The organism is Faecalicatena contorta (genome assembly GCF_022835095.1).
GTDB lineage: Bacteria > Bacillota > Clostridia > Lachnospirales > Lachnospiraceae > Faecalicatena > Faecalicatena contorta.
Map to the genome: position 1 here is coordinate 2337416 of NZ_BQNQ01000001.1, position 18263 is coordinate 2355678.

The window sequence follows — 18263 nt, forward strand, 5'->3', positions numbered from 1 at the left end:
GCCCTGCCACACCACATATCCGTTTCCTCTGCAGCGTCCCCTCATCGCCAATTCGTCCCCACTTTCCAAACCATCTATTTATATGTTATAATTATTTAATGCATTGACCCGGACTACATTAGGAAGTATAATATTACATGTGATTAACAAAACGAAAGAAAAGATAACAAACGCAGATACGTGTGATTATTTTTAAATTATATGTGATTATATAGTTCGGGAAATCTTGTGATATAAGTGATAGAAGGAGAAGAAGCATGGAAAAACCAGTACTTGTGATCATGGCGGCAGGAATGGGAAGCCGTTATGGCGGTTTGAAACAGATTGACCCGGTGGATGAGGAAGGCCATATTATTATTGACTTTTCTATTTTTGATGCCAGGAGGGCGGGATTTGAGAAAGTCGTTTTTATAATAAAGGAAGAAAACAAAGAAGAATTTAAAACTTGCATTGGAGACAGAATCAGCGAATATATGGAAGTAGTCTATGTGTTTCAGAAGCTGGATGATCTTCCGGAGGGATATGAGGTGCCTGCTGGACGTGTGAAGCCGTTCGGGACGGGGCATGCAGTTTTATGCTGCAGGAATGTGATCGATGGCCCTTTTGCTGTTATCAACGCGGATGATTATTACGGCGTACATGCGCTGGAGGAGATTTACCGTTATCTTTCGGAACATGCGGATGATGAAAAATACAGGTATGCCATGGTGGGGTACCGGCTGGATAATACTTTAACAGATAATGGATATGTATCCAGGGGAATCTGTGAGACGGATGAAGAGGACTATCTGACCGGAATTATTGAACGGACTCATATTGAGCGAACAACGAACGGAATTGAATATACAGAGGATGATGGAAAGACATGGAACAAGATCGACAAGAACTGTATCGTATCTCTGAATATGTTTGGCTTTACGAATAGTTTATTGAGAGAGCTGGAGGAGCGGTTCCCGGTATTTCTGGAGAAGAACCTGAAGGTATCACCTTTGAAGTGTGAATATTTTTTGCCGTCGGTGGTAGGTGAACTTCTTGATGAGGATAAGGCGACTGTGAAGGTGTTGAAATCCGAGGACAGATGGTATGGGATCACATATAAGGAAGATAAGCAGAGTGTTGTGGATGCGGTTGCAGAGATGAAGGGAAAGGGAATCTATCCCCTACATCTCTGGAAATAAACAGGCATACGGCATCAGACAACAGTCAGAGAAGAACAGCAGACAGAAAGGAAAAGGTGAGTATAATGGCAGTTTTAGTAGCAGGCGGCGCAGGGTATATAGGAAGTCATACATGTGTGGAACTCTTAGAGAGAGGCTATGATGTGGTAGTCGTGGATAACCTCTACAATTCCAGTGAGAAAGCGCTAGAGAGAGTGCAGAAGATTGCAGGGAAGGAACTGAAGTTTTATAGAGGTGATATTTTGAACAGGGAGGACCTGGAACCCATATTTGGGCAGGAAGATATTGAAGCGGTTATCAACTTCGCCGGACTGAAAGCAGTGGGCGAGTCCGTGGTGAAGCCCTGGGAATATTATCACAACAATATTACCGGAACGTTAATTCTATGCGATGTGATGCGCAGACATGGCTGCAAGAACATAATATTCAGTTCTTCCGCAACCGTATATGGAGATCCTGCAGAGATTCCGATTACGGAGAAGTGCCCGAAGGGGGAAATCACCAATCCGTACGGACAGACGAAAGGCATGCTGGAACAGATTCTTACGGATCTGCATACCGGGGATCCGGAGTGGAATATTATGCTTCTGCGTTACTTTAATCCGATCGGAGCGCACGAATCCGGACTGATAGGGGAAGACCCGAAGGGAATCCCGAATAATCTGGTTCCTTATATTGCGCAGGTGGCAGTTGGAAAGTTGGACTGTCTCGGCGTGTTTGGCGACGATTACGATACCCATGACGGTACGGGCGTCCGTGATTATATACACGTTGTGGATCTGGCTGTGGGCCATGTGAAAGCGATCGAGAAGATGAAGAGCAGCAAAGGGGTGCATATCTATAATCTGGGAACCGGGACAGGGTACAGTGTTCTGGATGTCGTAAAGGCATATGAAAAGGCGTGCGGCAAATCTATCCCCTATCAGATCAAGCCCCGGCGCGCAGGAGACATCGCCACTTGTTACTGTGATGCATCCAGGGCAAAAGAGGAACTGGGCTGGACTGCCGAGAGAGGAATTGAGGAGATGTGTGCGGATTCATGGAAATGGCAGTCGATGAATCCGAATGGTTACAGGGACAGTGAATAGATGAAAAAGTGAACAGGAGAAAGGTGTAATGTGCGCAGAAGGTAAATTAACAGATGTGGAATACCTGCCATTGTCCTGCAGCCAGATGAATATCTGGAATCTGGAAATGGCACACCCGGGACTCCCGATTAACAACATATGTACGGCACTTAAGATTGAAGGGAATCTGAATCTGGAATATCTTCAGACATGTATTGAGCTTGTATACAGGGCATTTCCGTCTCTCAGGACAAGAATTACCATCAGGGACGGGCAGCCTTATCAGTATGTGACAGAAGAGATACCTGCCAGAACGGCGTTTTTTGATTTTACAGAGACAAATGAGCAGGGGGTGGGAATCTGGTTTCAGTCCGTTGCCAGAGAGCACTTTACACTGTATGATTCTCCGCTGTGCCAGATGGTGATTTTTAAGACTTCAGGGAAGAGCGGGGGAATTCTGACCAGGGTACATCATATCATAGCAGACGCCTGGTCTCATGCATTGATTACAAATCATATCATACATAATTATTTCCAACTTCTTCAGGGAGGCAGGGCGGACAGTTTTGCGGCACCTTCGTATGAAGATCATATCTTAAGTGAGCAAAAGTATCTGGAGTCCAAAGCTTTTGAAAAGGATAAAAAATACTGGAGGGGGGTGCTCAATGGTATCCTGCCAGCGGCGGCCAAGGAATATCAGTGTCCGGTCATAAGCCCTGTGGGGCTCAGAAAGTCGTACCGGCTTTCTAACCGGCTGAACCGGCTTATTGGAGGGTTCTGCTCGAAGAATAAAGTATCTCCGTTTGCTGTTTTCTATATGGGCCTGGCAGTCTATCTGCGGCGTATGAAAGGGCTGGAACGTTTCTGTGTCGGTGTGCCTACCATTAACAGGCTTAATTTTCAAGATAAGCAGACCGGTGGTATGTTCGTCAATACCCTGCCTTTTGTAAATGAACTGGATATTTCCATGACGTGGAACGAGTTCAATGAAAAGCTGCAGGACGACTGGTTTGCGCTGCTCTGTCATCAGCGAATTCCATTCGAATCTATAAAAAAAATAGTTAGCCAAAACGGCGGGAATATATCGGAATCTTTGTTTGATATCGTATTGTCCTATCAGAACGGAAAGATGGACCACCTGCAAGGTGCAAGAGTTTCTCTGGAGGGCCGGTGGCTGTACAGCGGTTATCAGAGCGAAGCTCTCTGCATCCACCTAAGCAGCAGAGATCAGGAAAACCAATATACGGTAGATTATGATTACCTGACCCAGATATTTTCAGAAGAGGAAATTGACCGGCTGCATGAGAGCCTATCCCGGATTCTTAAGGAGGCTCTGCAGAACCCGGACGTTCCGATCGCCGGCCTTCAGATCTTAAGTGAGGAGATGGAAGAGCAGGTCATCTACGGCTTCAATCAGACAGATGTTTGGTATAACAGGGATGTGGGAATCGCAGACCAGTTGTTAGAGACCTTCCGGCTGAATCCCGGGAGAGCGGCGGTTATATTTGAAGGCAGAAGGATATCCTATCAGGAACTGGAAGAGTACTCCCTGAAGACCGCGCGTGGGATTGTGGGAAGAACCGGGGACAGAAAAGGAACTGTGGCTGTCCATATGAGAAGGACGGAGAAGATATTTACGGCGCTGTGCGGGATTATTCTTTCCGGAAACAGCTGGCTTCTGATTGACAGGGAATTGCCTGCACAGCGGAAACGAGAGATGGTGTGTGACAGCCAGGCTCTTTTCTGCATATGCACAGAACCTGCAGAGGAGATGTCCGGCTGTGTAGATCTGGTTCAGTTAGATGAGCTGGCAGATGCGGATGAAATGCCAGACTGTGAAACGACAGAATATAAAGCGTCCGGGCCGGATGACCTGGCATATCTGGTTTACACGTCGGGCAGCACAGGGACGCCGAAGGCCGTGGAAGTGGAGCAGCACAGTGTGCTGAATCTGGCGGCGGCGATGCAGCCGCTCTATCCAAAGGGCGCCGTTCTCTCGATTTGCAGCGTGGGATTTGACGCATTTTTACTGGAGAGTGTGATTGCCCTTCTTTGCGGCCGGACAATTGTGCTGGCCTCAGAGGCGGAGATGAACCACCCACAGAGGCTGGGCAGCCTGATTCAAAATTATGACGCCGGATTTATGGCGTTGACGCCGTCCCGTTTATCTGCATATTTGAAGAATGCAGATTTCTGTGATTCACTGATGCATATGGAGACGGTGATCTGCGGGGGAGAGAGCCTGCCATCCGAACTATCTAAAAAGCTTGCGGATCATACATGTGCGGCGCTGTATAACCAGTACGGCCCTTCCGAGGCGGCAGTTGCGGTCAGCCATGCTGTGGTTAACGGCAGAGAGTCCGTTCATATAGGCCGGCCTCTGCAGAACTGCAGGATCTATATTCTGGATGAATTCCAGAATCCACTCCCCCCGGGATCCGCCGGAGAACTATATATTGCCGGTGATTGTCTGGCGAGGGGATACCACAACAGAGAGGCGCTTACAAAAGAGCGTTTTATACGCGATCCCTTTCGGGACGGCGGGCGTATGTACCGAACAGGGGATTATGGTAAATGGTCAAAAGACGGTAAAATCTTTTATTTGGGCAGAAGGGATGACCAGGTAAAACTGCTCGGACACCGAATTGAACTTTCCGAGATCGAATCCGTTCTCATGCGGCATGAGAAGGTAGAGGCCGCGGCGGCTGGGATATGGGAGAACAGGCTGATCGCCTATTATACAGGGGATGTCCAGCTTACGGAAAGCGAACTGCTTACATTTGCATCTAACTATCTGCCGCGGTATCTTCTGCCGGCGGCGGTGGCCAGAGTGGATGCTTTTCCACTTAACAATAACGGGAAAATCGATTTCACGGCCCTTGAGAAGCCTGTATTATCAGGCGGCGGGGATTCCCCGGCAGATGAAGTGGAAGAAAAACTGCTGGCTGTCTGGCGGAAAGTACTGGAACGGGAGGAACTAGACGTTCACTCTGATTATTTTCTGTCGGGAGGGGATTCACTGAATGCCGTACTGATGCTTTTGGAAGTAGAGAAACAGTTTTCCCGGAGCATTACCGTACAGGAGCTGTACGCGAATGCAACACTGAGACGGCTGGGCAATCTTATCAGAGGCAGAGAGATCCGTCCGGAAGCACAGCGCGCGGAGATCCGGAGAGCTTCGGTGAGGAACTGGTATCCGGTTACACCGTCACAGGCAGGATTTTACGTTATGCAACAGCTGGATGAAACGAAGATCGGCTATAATATGCCAACTGTGTTCCATCTCAGCGAATGGCTGGATTATCCGCGGCTTGAGCGCGCATTTGCCAGGATGATAGCGGAGGATACTTCTCTGCGGACTACATTTCATATTGAAGGCGGCCGGGTAATTGCCAGAGTCAGCCCCGGGACGGAGTTTCGGATGCAGTGGATGGAGTGCGGCACCATAGAAGAGGCGATGGCAAGCTTTGTCAGACCCTTTGATCTGACGGAAGGACCGCTTCTTCGGGCAGCTATGCTAAAGCTGCCGGGGAATGAACCATATCTGCTGCTGGATATGCACCATATCATCTCCGATGGCTTAAGCAGCCAGCTACTGCTGGGCAGGCTGAACCAGTATTACCAGGAACTTCCGGTATCCATGCCGGAGCTGGATTATATTGATTATGCCTGGTGGGTTAGTGAAAGAAACAGCCAGGAAGAAAATCCGTGCAGGGCATTCTGGCGGAAACACCTGCCGGAAAAGCTGCCGGAGCGGGAGCTTACGCCCGACAGGCCCAGGCCTCCTGTATTTGACGGGGCAGGGGGACAGTACGAGTTTGCCCTTCCCCCAGCCCTGAGTGAGAGGATCGCAGGCTTTTGTGAGGAACAGCATGTTACGGTCTTCGTATTCCTTCTGGCCGTCTATGGACTTTTCCTGAGCCGGTATTCCGGAAGCACGGAAGTTGTGGCAGGGACGCCGTTTTCCGGCCGCCGTCGGCAGCACATGGAGGAGATGACAGGCGTGTTTGTCCAGTCTCTTCCGGTTTTTATGCAGGCCGGGGCTGTGGAGACATTTACAGCTTATCTGGAATCGGTAAAACAGACGGTTTCGGGGATGCTGGATCATCAGGAGATTACCCTGGAAGAACTGCTTGAAATCACCAAAACTTCGAGGACAAGAGACCGGAATCCTTTGTTCAGCGTGATGTTTACTATGACGCCTGTGAAAAGCGGGGATATAACGATCGGAAATGCAAAGCTTGCCTACATTCCCAGCGATACGCATGCCGTGAAGATGGATCTGAATCTCGAGGCCGTGTATCTGCAGGGAAGATATCATTTCCGGTTTGAGTACGCCAGGAGCTTGTTTGACGAGGTGACGATCGCATTTTACAGCAGATGTTATCTGCAGGGACTTAAGGAAGTGCTGCAGAATCCGGAGGCGCTGCTTTCGGAGATTTCCATGCTGGATAAGGCGGATCAATACAGACTGCTGGATCAGCCCGTGCGCCTCAGGACGCCTTATGATGCGACAACGGTGGATCAGGCCGCCGATTATTATGCCTATGCGGATCCGGATCGTACTGCCGTACAGTGGGGAAACGACTCCTGTTATACTTTTGGGGAGCTGAAGGAGAAAACCGATGCTCTGGCGGGAATACTGAGGGCTGAGGGAATCGGCCGGGGAGATAAGGTAGCTTTTCTGACGAAGAGAACGGGGCTGCTGCCAGTTTTTATGTTCGGTATTTTGAAATCCGGTGCGGCTTATGTCCCGATCGATCCGGAATTTCCGGGGGAGAGGATTCTTTATATGCTGACGCAGGCCGGTGTCAGGCTGGTGCTTTATGGACAGCAGGAACTGGTTCTGGGGAATCTGCCCTGCAGGGAACTGGTCTGGGATGGACGGGAAGCGGGATCTGTTTTGGAGGTACCGGCTGCAGAGCATGGAGCTCAGGATGCGGCAAACGTGATCTTTACTTCCGGAACCACAGGGAAGCCGAAGGGCGTGGTTATGTGCCACAAATCTCTGTCAAATCTGCTGGCGCATCTGGAACCTCTGCTGGGAGACCGGGAGGAAAAGATCCTGTGTGCATCCAACTGCGTCTTTGATGTGTTTACGACGGAGACGATACTGGCGCTTGGAAAAGGGTATGCGGTCAGTGTTGCCGATGAGGAGGAGATGCTGCTTCCATGGAAGATGGCGGAGCGGATCCGGCGTGACCAAGTTACGGTGCTTCAGCTGACGCCCTCGAGAATTCAGATGTGTCTGGGAGATGAAGCATTCTGCGGGGCATTGCGTGGGATACACCGGATTATCCTTCTGGGTGAGCCGTGGAGTATGGAGTTAAAAGACAGGCTGAACGGTCTGACAGATGCCCGGATCTTCAATATTTATGGTCCGACGGAGACTTCCGTGCACAACTGCCAGGGGGATATTACGGATGAGAAAAGTATCCATATCGGAAAGCCCATCGGAAACTGCCGGTATTATCTGCTGGATGAAGAACGCCGCCCCGTACCGCCCACAGCCGTCGGGGAAATCTATATTGCAGGGGAATGCCTGTCACCGGGGTATATCAACAGGCAGGATCTGACGGATCAGGCCTTCCTGCCGGATCCATTTCTAAAAGGAGAAAAGATGTACAGAACCGGAGACCGGGGAAGGCTCAGAGCCGACGGAAACTGGCAGTGCCTTGGCCGGGTGGATACTCAGATTAAACTGAACGGACACCGGATCGAGCCACTGGAGATTACGCAGATTATGCTGCAGTCGGGGCTGGTAAAGGAGGCGGCCGCTGTGCCTGTCCTGCATCAGGGCGCGGTGCGTTTCCTCAGGGCCGCGGTAGTCAAAGCGGAGGGATATACGGAAGAGTTACTCAGGGCATATATGAAGAAGAAGCTTCCGGACTATATGATCCCTTCAGAGATCCATGTGCTTGAGGAATTACCAAGAACGGCCAGCGGCAAGACAGATCTAAAAAAACTGGCGGAGACAGAGGCGGAGGTGCAGACGGCCGAAGCCGGGGAATCAGGGATTGCTGAGTTGTGGAAAGAAGTGCTGGGACGGGAGCCTCTTCGGGACGTATCGTTCTTTGAACAGGGCGGGACCTCGCTTCAGGCGATTCTTATTTTAAATCGTTATCACCAGAAAGAGTATGATTTTGGTATCAATGATTTTTATCGTTGTCCAACGCTGGAAGAACAGGAGAAAATGCTCTGCCCCGTGCCCGGTAAAGAGAGAGAAACGGCGGTTCCAGCGCAAAAAGAAACACTCTGGGAACTGCCGGCTGTGCTTTCAGACCAGGAAGAAAGGATGTGCAGGCCCGGGAATATATTTCTGACTGGCTGCACAGGCTATCTGGGAAGTTATATATTGAAAAAACTGTTGGAATACGGCAGCGAGAAAATGTACTGTCTGGTAAGAGGCGGGATGGTCCGGCTGGAGGAAAGCATGAATTATTACTTCGGCGCCGGTTATCTTGATAAATATAAAGAACGTCTTTATGCGTTTGACGGAGAACTGACGGCGGAACAGTTTCAGGCGGATCCATGCGTTTATGAGGAGATGGTGCATAGTGTTACGCGGATATTCCACTGTGCGGCGGACGTCCGGCATTATGCGCCGGAAGAAGAACTTATCAACACGAATGTTGAGGGCACCCGGCAGGTGCTGCGCTTTGCAGAGGCTTCCGGAGCTGCAGTGATGTATATATCCACAATCAGTGTTGCAGGAATGCAGACGGCCCGGACAAAGGAACAGGGAGCAGTGCTGTCAGAGAAGGATCTGAATATCGGCCAGAATTGGTGGGAGAATCCCTATGTCAAGAGTAAAATTATGGCGGAGAAACTGGTAGACGATGCGGTACGGCGGGGCCTTGGTGCTAATATCTTCCGGATCGGAAGGCTGGTCTCCAGTTCCTTTGACGGGATATTCCAGAAAAATCCGGAATCGAATGCATTTTACAGGCTGATCAAAGGGGTGATAGAACTGGGGATGCTTCCGGAGATTCTGTACCACCATAGGCTGGAGGTAACCCCGGTCAATCTGGCGGCGGAGGCGGTTATTAGACTGAGCAAAACAACAAAGTCCGCCTATCATATCTGCAGCCCCCATAAGATTGAAATCGGCTGCCTGGCTGAGGCGTGTAAAGCCGTGCAGATAACGGACGCAGAGACGTTTGCAGGGACACTCAAAGAAAAGAGCATGCGGTCGGACTCCCCGTATATCCAGGCATTAGCACAGACCTGGTTTGAACTGCAGAACCGGGAGGCCGAAGTGGTGCCAGATACGGCGTTTACACAGAAAACTCTGGCTGCACTGGACTTCTGGTGGCCTCAGCCGGACATCGGAAAACTGAAACTATGCTTTACAAAAGAAGAGGGGAGGGAAGAGCGACAATGACAATAGCCGGGCATATACTGGATATATCGGCAGCCGTACTGGGGTTTTTCATTGTCAGCTGCCTGATGAAGGGCAGGCTGTCGGCAGCACAGAAGCTGTATCTTTCCTCGGCCGGATTTCTGCTGATCTGGCTGCTGGCAATCATTGGGATGGAGTACACCGAGAATATGGCGGCGCTGCAGGTCATGGATGCAATTACATGTGCCTGTTCCGCCATGCTCATTATGACCATACTGCTGATTTCCCTGATCTTTACGAGAAATCAGGTAAAGGTACCGCGGCACTACTGGCTTTTGTATGTGCTGCCGGTGCTCTCGTCTCTAGTTGTATTTACAAATCCGCTGCATCATTTGTTTTACAGGAAGTTTTCCATCTACGCATCGGAAGTAAGGTTTGGCCCTTTGTTTATCATCTCGGGGCTGCAGTACTATATTTATTCTATTATCGTAGTAATCATCATGTTCCGGTATGGAATCAGGCGCAGGACCAGAAGTGTATGGGGGCAGGTGGGGCTGTTTATCGGAGGGCTGTTTGTTCCGTTCTTCACGAATCTTCTGGCAACCCTTAAGATTGTAGACCTGCCCATATCTGCTACACCGCTGGCCTTTCTGATCACTATATTGTGCCATGGGATTGCCGTGTACTACTTGAATTTTTTAAATATCAAACCGGTGGCTCTGGAAAACATGGTGGATAACGTTTCAGAGGGATACGTCATTCTTTCCTCTGACAGATGCATTATTTATTCAAACGCTGCATTTGATGAAGTATTCGGGGAACAGTATAACATGAAGATTAACAGTTATCTGAATCAGGTAGTTGAGGGACTGGAGGAGCGGAAACGAGATGTGATTTACAACTTGCTTAATTTTTTTGATGTATGCAAACAGTCTGTAAATGTTATCTCTTATGAACAGGCGATTCTGTGTGAAGAAGGCAAGGTCTATTATTCGGTAGAACTTACACCCATTTTTGTAAAGCACAGCATGGCCGGAGTTCTGGCAATGTTCCGGGATGTGACAAAACTGAAAGAGGAAATAAAAAGAAAACAGCAGAATCTGAGCCGGGCAATGGAGAGAGAACGGCTGATCTCACTCGGACAGATGATTGGAAGTATTTCCCACAACCTTAAGACTCCGATTATGGCTATATCGGGGGATGTGACGATTCTAGAGGACTTAGTGAGGGAGTATTCCCAGAGTGTAGGAGACCCGGAGGTTACGATTGAAGATCATCAGGAAATTGCAGGGGAGATGGAGGGATGGCTGGCCAGGATTCAGGAATGCTGTGCTTATATGTCAGACATCATAACGACGGTAAAGGGTATGGCTACAAATTTAAGTACATCCTCGGAGGAGGATTTTACAATGGATGAAGTGTTCAAAAGAGTGGAAATGTTTCTGAAGGGCAAGCTGGTCAAAAATGGCTGCAGACTGATTACGGATAACAGGCTTTTAGAGAACACTGTGATACAAGGGGATATCAATAATCTGGTCCAGGTAGTCAATAATCTTTTGGACAATGCATGTGATGCCATGGAGGGGAAGGGCGGAGACATTGAACTCAGGGCCTGGAAAAAGGACGGCAGTGTCTATATTGCTGTGAAGGATCATGGTATGGGTATCTCGGCAGATGTGAGGGAAAAACTGTTCCGCTTAATGTGTACAACAAAAGGAACGAAAGGAACGAAAGGAACCGGACTGGGTCTGTACAGCTCGGCGGAGATTATACGGGCACGGTTCGGCGGCAGGATATGGGGTGAGAATAACGAAGAAGGAGGAGCATCCTTCTATGTCGAGCTCCCAGTCGAGGAAGACAGGAGAGGATAAAGGGAATGCGGAAGAACAGAGCTGGAAAAGAAAAAAATGGTTTTAAAATGTTCATTTTGGACGATGACAGAAATATTCTGGATGCTTTGAGTGCCAATTTCCGCACAAAAGGCTACGAAGTAGAGACACAGGAAAATCCGCTGACAGCATTGGAACAGCTGAAGAACGGCCGCTATGATATTCTGATTTTGGACTTTATCATGTCCCCAATCTGTGGGGATGAGGTGGTTGCGCGGCTGAGAAAGTTCGATACCAGAATCTATGTAATCATGCTGACCGGGCATAAAGAACTGGCGCCCCCGTTAAACACGATCCGGGAGCTGGCGATTCAGGGATACTGTGAGAAGAGCAGCCGGTATGACCAGCTGGAACTTCTTGTGGAAAGCTGTGTGAAATGCATCCGGCATATCAATACAATCTACCGGTATCAGGACGGGCTGTCCAGTATTCTGGACGCGATACCCCACCTGCACCAGATGGTGCCTGTCGATGAGCTGTGCGGTCAGGTGCTGAAGGAGCTGAAGGCTCTGGTACAGACAGGGGATGGCTTTGTGTGGGTGAAACCAGATGGCGTACTGACGGATCCGGGAAATGCCGAACTGCCGGCGGATATATACAGAGGGGCCGGCTCTTACGATAAGCCATTTTTTGAGTTTGAGAATGAGGATTTCCCGGTAATTGTAGAACATGTTAGAAAGAGTATGGCGGAGCAGCGGATTATCTATCATAATGGAGTCCTGCTTGTGCCTCTCCTTGGAAAACGGGAGATCATTCTGGGTGTCATGGGAGCGAAAACCGGGACCGCACCGGATACTACGCTGGAGGCGCTCTTGTCGGTGTATGCGGAGCAGGTATCCACAGCCCTTCACAATACACTACTGAAAATGTTGTTAAATGCCAACAATAAGAGGCTCTCCGGCATGAATAAGCGGCTGATGGACAGCTATATGCAGACGGTAGAGGCACTCAGGCTGCTGGTGGATGCCAAGGATCTCTACACAAGAGGGCATTCCGACCGGGTATCCTATTATGCGGTGAAACTTGCGGAACGCCTGGAATCTGACGCGGAATTTGTGAAACGGGTCAGGGTAGCAGGACTTCTGCATGACATTGGGAAGATCGGTGTATCGGACGCAGTGCTTAGCAAACCGGAACGGCTAAGCGAGGAGGAATTCAGAGAGATCAGAAAGCATCCTGGCATGGGCGCCAATATTCTGTCCTGTATGGATATGTTCAGCAATACGGGAGAGATTGTGTGTGCGCATCATGAGCGCTATGACGGGACGGGTTATCCCAGAAAGCTGAAGGGGGAAGAAATTCCGCCGGAGGCTAGGATCATAGCAATTGCGGACGCATTTGACGCGATGATGTCCGATCGGCATTACAGAAAAAAACTCTCATTTGCAGAGGCTGTGAGCCAGCTGAAAGAGGGGAAGGGCGCCCAGTTTGACGGCCATTATGTGGATGTATTTCTGGAAGTACTGAAGGATTATGATACAATCAGTGAGCAGCTGCGATGGACTTATGATGAAAATAAAGGAAGAAAAGAAAATTATGGAGCAGAAGAATATTTATAAACAGGTAAAACTTTATAAAACCCTGCCGGAGTGCCTCCTTGACGTGCAGGATGCATATGCGGAGAGACCGGCTATCACGTCTTTCGACAGGGCGGGTACCCAACGGGATGTTTCTTACCGTGAATTTGTAAAAGATGTGCAGGGAGCCGCCTATATGATGGTACAGAAAAAAATGGCGGGTAAACACATTGCCCTGGTGGGCGAAAATACTTATGAATGGATTGCTGCATTCTGCGCGGCCGGCTGCATCGGTTCCGTGGGAGTGCCGATCGACGTGGAACAGCCGGAGGAAGAAATCCTGAATCTGGCTGAATTTGCGGATGCTTCTTACACGGTAGTGCAAAAAGATTTTAAAGCTGCGTTCCAGGGATGGAAAAAAGAACGTGTGATCTGTATGGACACCGGAATCCGGGAGATGATGGAAGAGGGCAGAAGAAAAGTGGAGCAGGAACAGATCCAGGGATTTTCATTTGCCCAGGACATCGGGCCGGATACAACGCTGGCAATTGTATATACGTCAGGAACAACCAGTGTTTCCAAAGCCGTAGTACTTAGCCATTATAATATGATGTATGATGCCTGCTGCTGTCAGGCTTCGGTGCAGCTGGAGGATCGGATGTTCAATCCGCTTCCTCTTTACCATACATATTCTCTGGGATGCGGGATTTTGGATATGATCGCGCACGGTCAGAATATCTGCATCAACGGAAATCTGAAAACGCTGTTCCGCGACATCAAGCTGTACAGGCCGAGTATTCTCATGGCGGTGCCCCTGATTTTAGAAAATCTGCTCAAAGAAATCCACCGGATCCAGGAAAACATGGGAATCCGGGAGCAGACAGCCCAGGCAGTAGAAAAATATAAAAAAGGAATCTTTACAAAAAAGCCCGTGAAGGTCAACGGTATGGATCTGATTCTGGGGGACCAGCTGAAGACAATCTGCTGCGGCGGAGCGCATTTGAATGAAAAGATAGCAGAGGAATTTGCAGCTTATGGTATTGATGTACTTCAGGGCTATGGAATTACAGAGTGCAGTCCACTGATCAGCAACAGCATCAGGGGACAAAACAGAATCAACTCCGTTGGCCTTCCGCTTCCAGGGGTGGAATTAAAGCTGGCAGACGGAGAGATTCTGGTGAAGGGTCCTATTGTATTTAAAGAATACTATAAAAATCCGGGCGCTACAGAGGAAAGTTTTACAGATGAATGGTTCCATACAGGGGACATTGGCTATATGGACAGAAAAGGTTTTCTCTATATCTGTGGGAGAAAGAAAAACCTGATCGTTTTCAATAACGGAAAAAAGGTGGTTCCGGAGGAACTGGAAGCTTATATCCAGGAGCTTCCTCTTGTTAAAGAAGTGATGGTGTACGGGGCAAGTACGGGAAATGCACTGGATGAAGTGAAGCTTTCCGCACTGGTCTGCGTAGACGCGGAGAAGACCAGTGAGACAGACAATTATAGGATACTGGAAAGTATACAGGAGTCCATTGCGGAGTTGAACGCAAAACTGCCGGTCTATAAGAGAATCCAGTCTGTAAAGCTGTCCGAGTCCGAATTTAAAAAGACTTCCATGCAGAAAATCCAGAGAAGGAAGGTGACGGTATGACAGAAGAAGAAATGCTGCTCCTTGTAGAAGAGATCGTAAGAGAGGTGACAGGGGTGAAGAAGCTGACCATGGATACAGAGTTTGTAAATGACCTGGCGCTGAATTCCATGGATGTGGCCAATCTGGTATGCGCGTTCGAGGAGAGATTTGATACGGATATTCCCATGAAAGATGTGCGCAACCTTATGCAGGTGAGAGACGTGATTCGGTATATGCAGAAATGGGAACATATGCGGGACGCGGACGGCCGCGCCGATGAGAACAATTTGTAATTAGTAAGAAATCACAGGAAATTATGAAAATCTCTTGACAAAGAAAGGCGAACTTGATATTATTAAAAAACAGAACGCACTCTGTTTTTGCATTTCTGAAGTTAGACAGGAAAGTAGGGAGGCATATGAGAAGACAGGTTTTTTCATTGCTGGTTGACAACAATCCGGGTGTACTAAGCAGGATTGCTGGACTTTTCAGCAGAAGGGGATACAGCATTGACAGTATTACGGCGGGAATGACTGCCGATCCCAGATTTACAAGGATTACGGTCGTTGCAAGCGGAGACGAACTGATACTGTCCCAGATAGAAAAGCAGGTCCGCAAGCTGGAGGATGTCATTGAGATCAAGGTTCTTAAGGACGATGAATCCGTGTACAGGGAGCTGATCATGGTGAAGGTCCGCGCCAGTGCAGCACAGCGCTCGGAAGTGATTTCCATCGCAGATATATTCAGGGCCAAGATCGTTGATGTTGAGAAGGAATCCATGATGATCGAGCTGACAGGGAACCAGTCCAAGCTGGAAGCGTTTCTGAACCTGCTCGACGGCTATGAGATACTGGAGCTGGCAAGGACAGGGATCACGGGTCTTGCGCGTGGGATCAAGGATGTCACATTTATAGACTGACAGGCAGTACATAGGGACGGGAAGCTAGAGGCAGACAGCCTTTAACTCATATAAAAAGCAATTTATCATCAGATAAAGCGCACTGATGAAAGAGAAATTAGGAGGAATGTCAAGATGGCAGCAAAAATTTATTATCAGGAAGACTGCAACCTTTCCATGCTGGAAGGAAAAACAATCGCAATTATCGGTTACGGAAGCCAGGGCCATGCACATGCACTGAATCTGAAAGAATCAGGCTGCAATGTGATCATCGGTCTCTATGAAGGAAGTAAGTCCTGGGCAAAAGCGGAAGCACAGGGATTTGAAGTATTTACAGCCGCTGAGGCAGCTAAAAAAGCGGATATCATCATGATTCTGATCAACGATGAGAAACAGGCTGCAATGTATAAGAAAGATATCGAGCCAAATCTGGAAGAGGGCAATATGCTGATGTTCGCACATGGTTTTGCAATCCACTTCGGCCAGATTGTACCTCCTCCGTATGTAGATGTTACTATGATTGCACCGAAGGGGCCGGGACACACAGTAAGAAGTGAGTATCAGGATGGCAAGGGTGTTCCTTGTCTGGTGGCTGTACAGCAGGATGCAACAGGCAAGGCTTTGGATAAAGCGCTTGCATATGCGCTGGGAATCGGCGGTGCCAGAGCCGGCGTACTGGAGACCACGTTCAGAACAGAGACGGAGACAGACCTGTTTGGCGAGCAGGCAGTACTCTGCGGCGGTGTATGCGCATTGATGCAGGCAGGCTTCGAGACACTGACCGAGGCCGGATATGATCCGAGAAATGCATACTTCGAGTGTATTCATGAGATGAAGCTGATTGTAGACCTGATCTATCAGTCAGGATTTGCAGGAATGAGATACTCTATCTCCAATACGGCTGAATTCGGAGATTACATAACAGGACCAAAGATTATCACGGAAGATACCAAGAAAGCAATGAAGAAGATTCTGAGCGATATCCAGGACGGGTCTTTCGCAAAGGAATTTCTGCTTGATATGTCAGACGCAGGCGGCCAGGCTCACTTCAGAGCAATGAGAAAGCTTGCAGCAGAACATCCGGCAGAGAAGATCGGTGAGGAAGTAAGAAAACTTTACAGCTGGAGTGATGAAGACAAGTTGATCAATAACTAATCACTGAGACAGAAAAGTAATCATAGGATAAAGGCCCCGGCGTTTCGAATGACGTGCCGGGGGTTTTTTTTTCCTGTAATTTGGCGAGGAGAGATTTTTTTGACTGACAAGAATGATTTCAGCCAGGGCAGTATCGCGCGTAATATTATGGGTCTGGCACTGCCCATGACGCTGGCTCAGCTGATCAATGTGCTGTACAGCATAGTGGACAGGATCTACATTGGCCATATTCCGCATACTTCGGCGGAAGCGCTCACAGGAATCGGCCTGGCGCTGCCAGTGATCACAATTATTATGGCTTTTGCCAATCTGTTTGGAATGGGCGGGGCACCGCTGTGCTCGATTGCGCGGGGCGGCCATGAGGAAGAGAAGGCCAGAAAAGTAATGGGTAATTCTTTTTCCATGCTCCTGCTTTCGGGAGTGGTTTTAATGGCTGGGTGCCTGCTGTTTAAAAAGCCTTTGTTGTATCTGTTTGGTGCAAGTGAAGTTACATTTCCCTATGCAGATGCTTATATTACCATTTATTTGTGCGGAACTTTGTTTGTAATGATCAGCCTGGGGATGAACAATTTCATCAATGCACAGGGGTTTGGTAAGATCGGGATGCTGACAGTTACTCTGGGGGCGGTTACAAATATTATTCTGGATCCTATTTTGATCTTTGTATTCCAGATGGGTGTCCGGGGAGCCGCCATTGCAACTGTGATATCCCAGGGGCTTTCTGCCCTTTGGGTAATGCGTTTTCTGACGGGGAAAAAGACAATTTTGAAACTGGACCGTGATTCCATGCGTCTGGATAAAAAACTGGTAAAGGAGATTACGGCGCTGGGAACATCGGGATTTGTGATGTCTGTGACGAACGGGGCCGTACAGATCGTATGCAATGCCACGCTGCATCGCTATGGTGGGGATCTGTATGTGGGAATTATGACGGTAATCAATTCCGTCCGGGAGATTATTACAATGCCCATCATGGGACTTACATCCGGAGCTCAGCCAGTAATCGGATACAATTATGGGGCGGAGTGCTATGACAGAGTAAAATCGGCAATTAAGTTCATGTCCTGGTGCGGGATTGTATTTACTTTTCTGATGTGGGCTGTTCTATTTTTCGAGCCTGCATTTTTCCTGGGGCTTTTTACAAAAGAGGAAGAACTGATCAGAGCAGGTATACCAGCCATGCGGATCTATTTCTGTGGAATCTTCATGATGTCACTGCAGTTCGCAGGGCAGTCCACTTATGTGGCTTTGAACCGGGCAAAGCAGGCGGTCTTCTTTTCGCTGTTCAGGAAAGTAATCATCGTAATTCCTCTGACCCTCCTGCTCCCGCTGATAGGGAATCTGGGAACAGCGGGTGTATTTTGGGCGGAGCCTGTTTCCAATGTCATTGGCGGAACGGCCAGTTTTGTGACAATGCTGATTACCGTGTGGCCTTCATTAAAGAAACAGGAAACGAAGTTGTAGCAGTTTTGGCTTGTCCGAATGGTTATGTGTTATTTTGTTACCATGCACGACACATAGGTCGTACATAGAAATAATGTTTTCAGAAAATTACTTGAAATACAATCATTATACTGCATATTCCGG

At 48.7% G+C, this 18263-nt stretch carries 10 protein-coding genes; all 10 read left to right on the plus strand.

The window, feature by feature from the left end; all coding sequences use genetic code 11:
- Nucleotides 1-257: 257 nt before the first annotated feature.
- The 10 genes from MWG26_RS10450 to MWG26_RS10495 all read left to right on the plus strand — a co-directional run bounded on the left by MWG26_RS10450 (nt 258) and on the right by MWG26_RS10495 (nt 18140).
- Nucleotides 258-1178, plus strand: coding sequence for a sugar phosphate nucleotidyltransferase (locus MWG26_RS10450; RefSeq protein WP_025657612.1), 921 nt, complete (start codon nt 258-260; stop codon nt 1176-1178).
- A 65-nt stretch (nt 1179-1243) separates the two neighbouring features.
- Nucleotides 1244-2266 (plus strand): UDP-glucose 4-epimerase GalE, encoded by a 1023-nt coding sequence (gene galE / locus MWG26_RS10455; RefSeq protein ID WP_025657611.1) that lies wholly within the window; start codon nt 1244-1246, stop codon nt 2264-2266.
- Between the two features lie 28 nt (nt 2267-2294).
- Nucleotides 2295-9629, plus strand: coding sequence for a non-ribosomal peptide synthetase (locus MWG26_RS10460; RefSeq protein ID WP_025657610.1), 7335 nt, complete (start codon nt 2295-2297; stop codon nt 9627-9629).
- Nucleotides 9590-11458, plus strand: coding sequence for a histidine kinase N-terminal 7TM domain-containing protein (locus MWG26_RS10465; protein WP_244062723.1), 1869 nt, complete (start codon nt 9590-9592; stop codon nt 11456-11458). Before MWG26_RS10460 ends, MWG26_RS10465 begins: the two co-directional genes overlap by 40 nt.
- A 5-nt stretch (nt 11459-11463) precedes the next feature.
- Nucleotides 11464-13035, plus strand: a complete 1572-nt coding sequence (locus MWG26_RS10470; RefSeq protein ID WP_025657608.1) for an HD domain-containing response regulator — start codon at nt 11464-11466, stop codon at nt 13033-13035.
- On the plus strand, nt 12983-14644 hold the full coding sequence (locus MWG26_RS10475; protein WP_243142678.1) for an AMP-binding protein: 1662 nt from the start codon (nt 12983-12985) through the stop codon (nt 14642-14644). Before MWG26_RS10470 ends, MWG26_RS10475 begins: the two co-directional genes overlap by 53 nt.
- Nucleotides 14641-14916: a phosphopantetheine-binding protein gene (locus tag MWG26_RS10480; RefSeq protein ID WP_025657607.1), complete on the plus strand. Its 276-nt coding sequence runs from the start codon at nt 14641-14643 to the stop codon at nt 14914-14916. The genes MWG26_RS10475 and MWG26_RS10480 overlap by 4 nt, the downstream gene beginning before the upstream one ends.
- A 125-nt stretch (nt 14917-15041) precedes the next feature.
- Complete coding sequence (gene ilvN, locus MWG26_RS10485; protein ID WP_025657606.1) at nt 15042-15542, plus strand: acetolactate synthase small subunit; 501 nt, start codon at nt 15042-15044, stop codon at nt 15540-15542.
- Nucleotides 15543-15656: 114 nt separating this feature from the next.
- Nucleotides 15657-16676 carry a ketol-acid reductoisomerase gene (gene ilvC / locus MWG26_RS10490; RefSeq protein ID WP_025657605.1) on the plus strand — a complete coding sequence of 340 codons (1020 nt, stop codon included), beginning with the start codon at nt 15657-15659 and terminating at the stop codon, nt 16674-16676.
- Nucleotides 16677-16775: 99 nt separating this feature from the next.
- Complete coding sequence (locus MWG26_RS10495; protein WP_025657604.1) at nt 16776-18140, plus strand: MATE family efflux transporter; 1365 nt, start codon at nt 16776-16778, stop codon at nt 18138-18140.
- Nucleotides 18141-18263 lie beyond the last annotated feature (123 nt).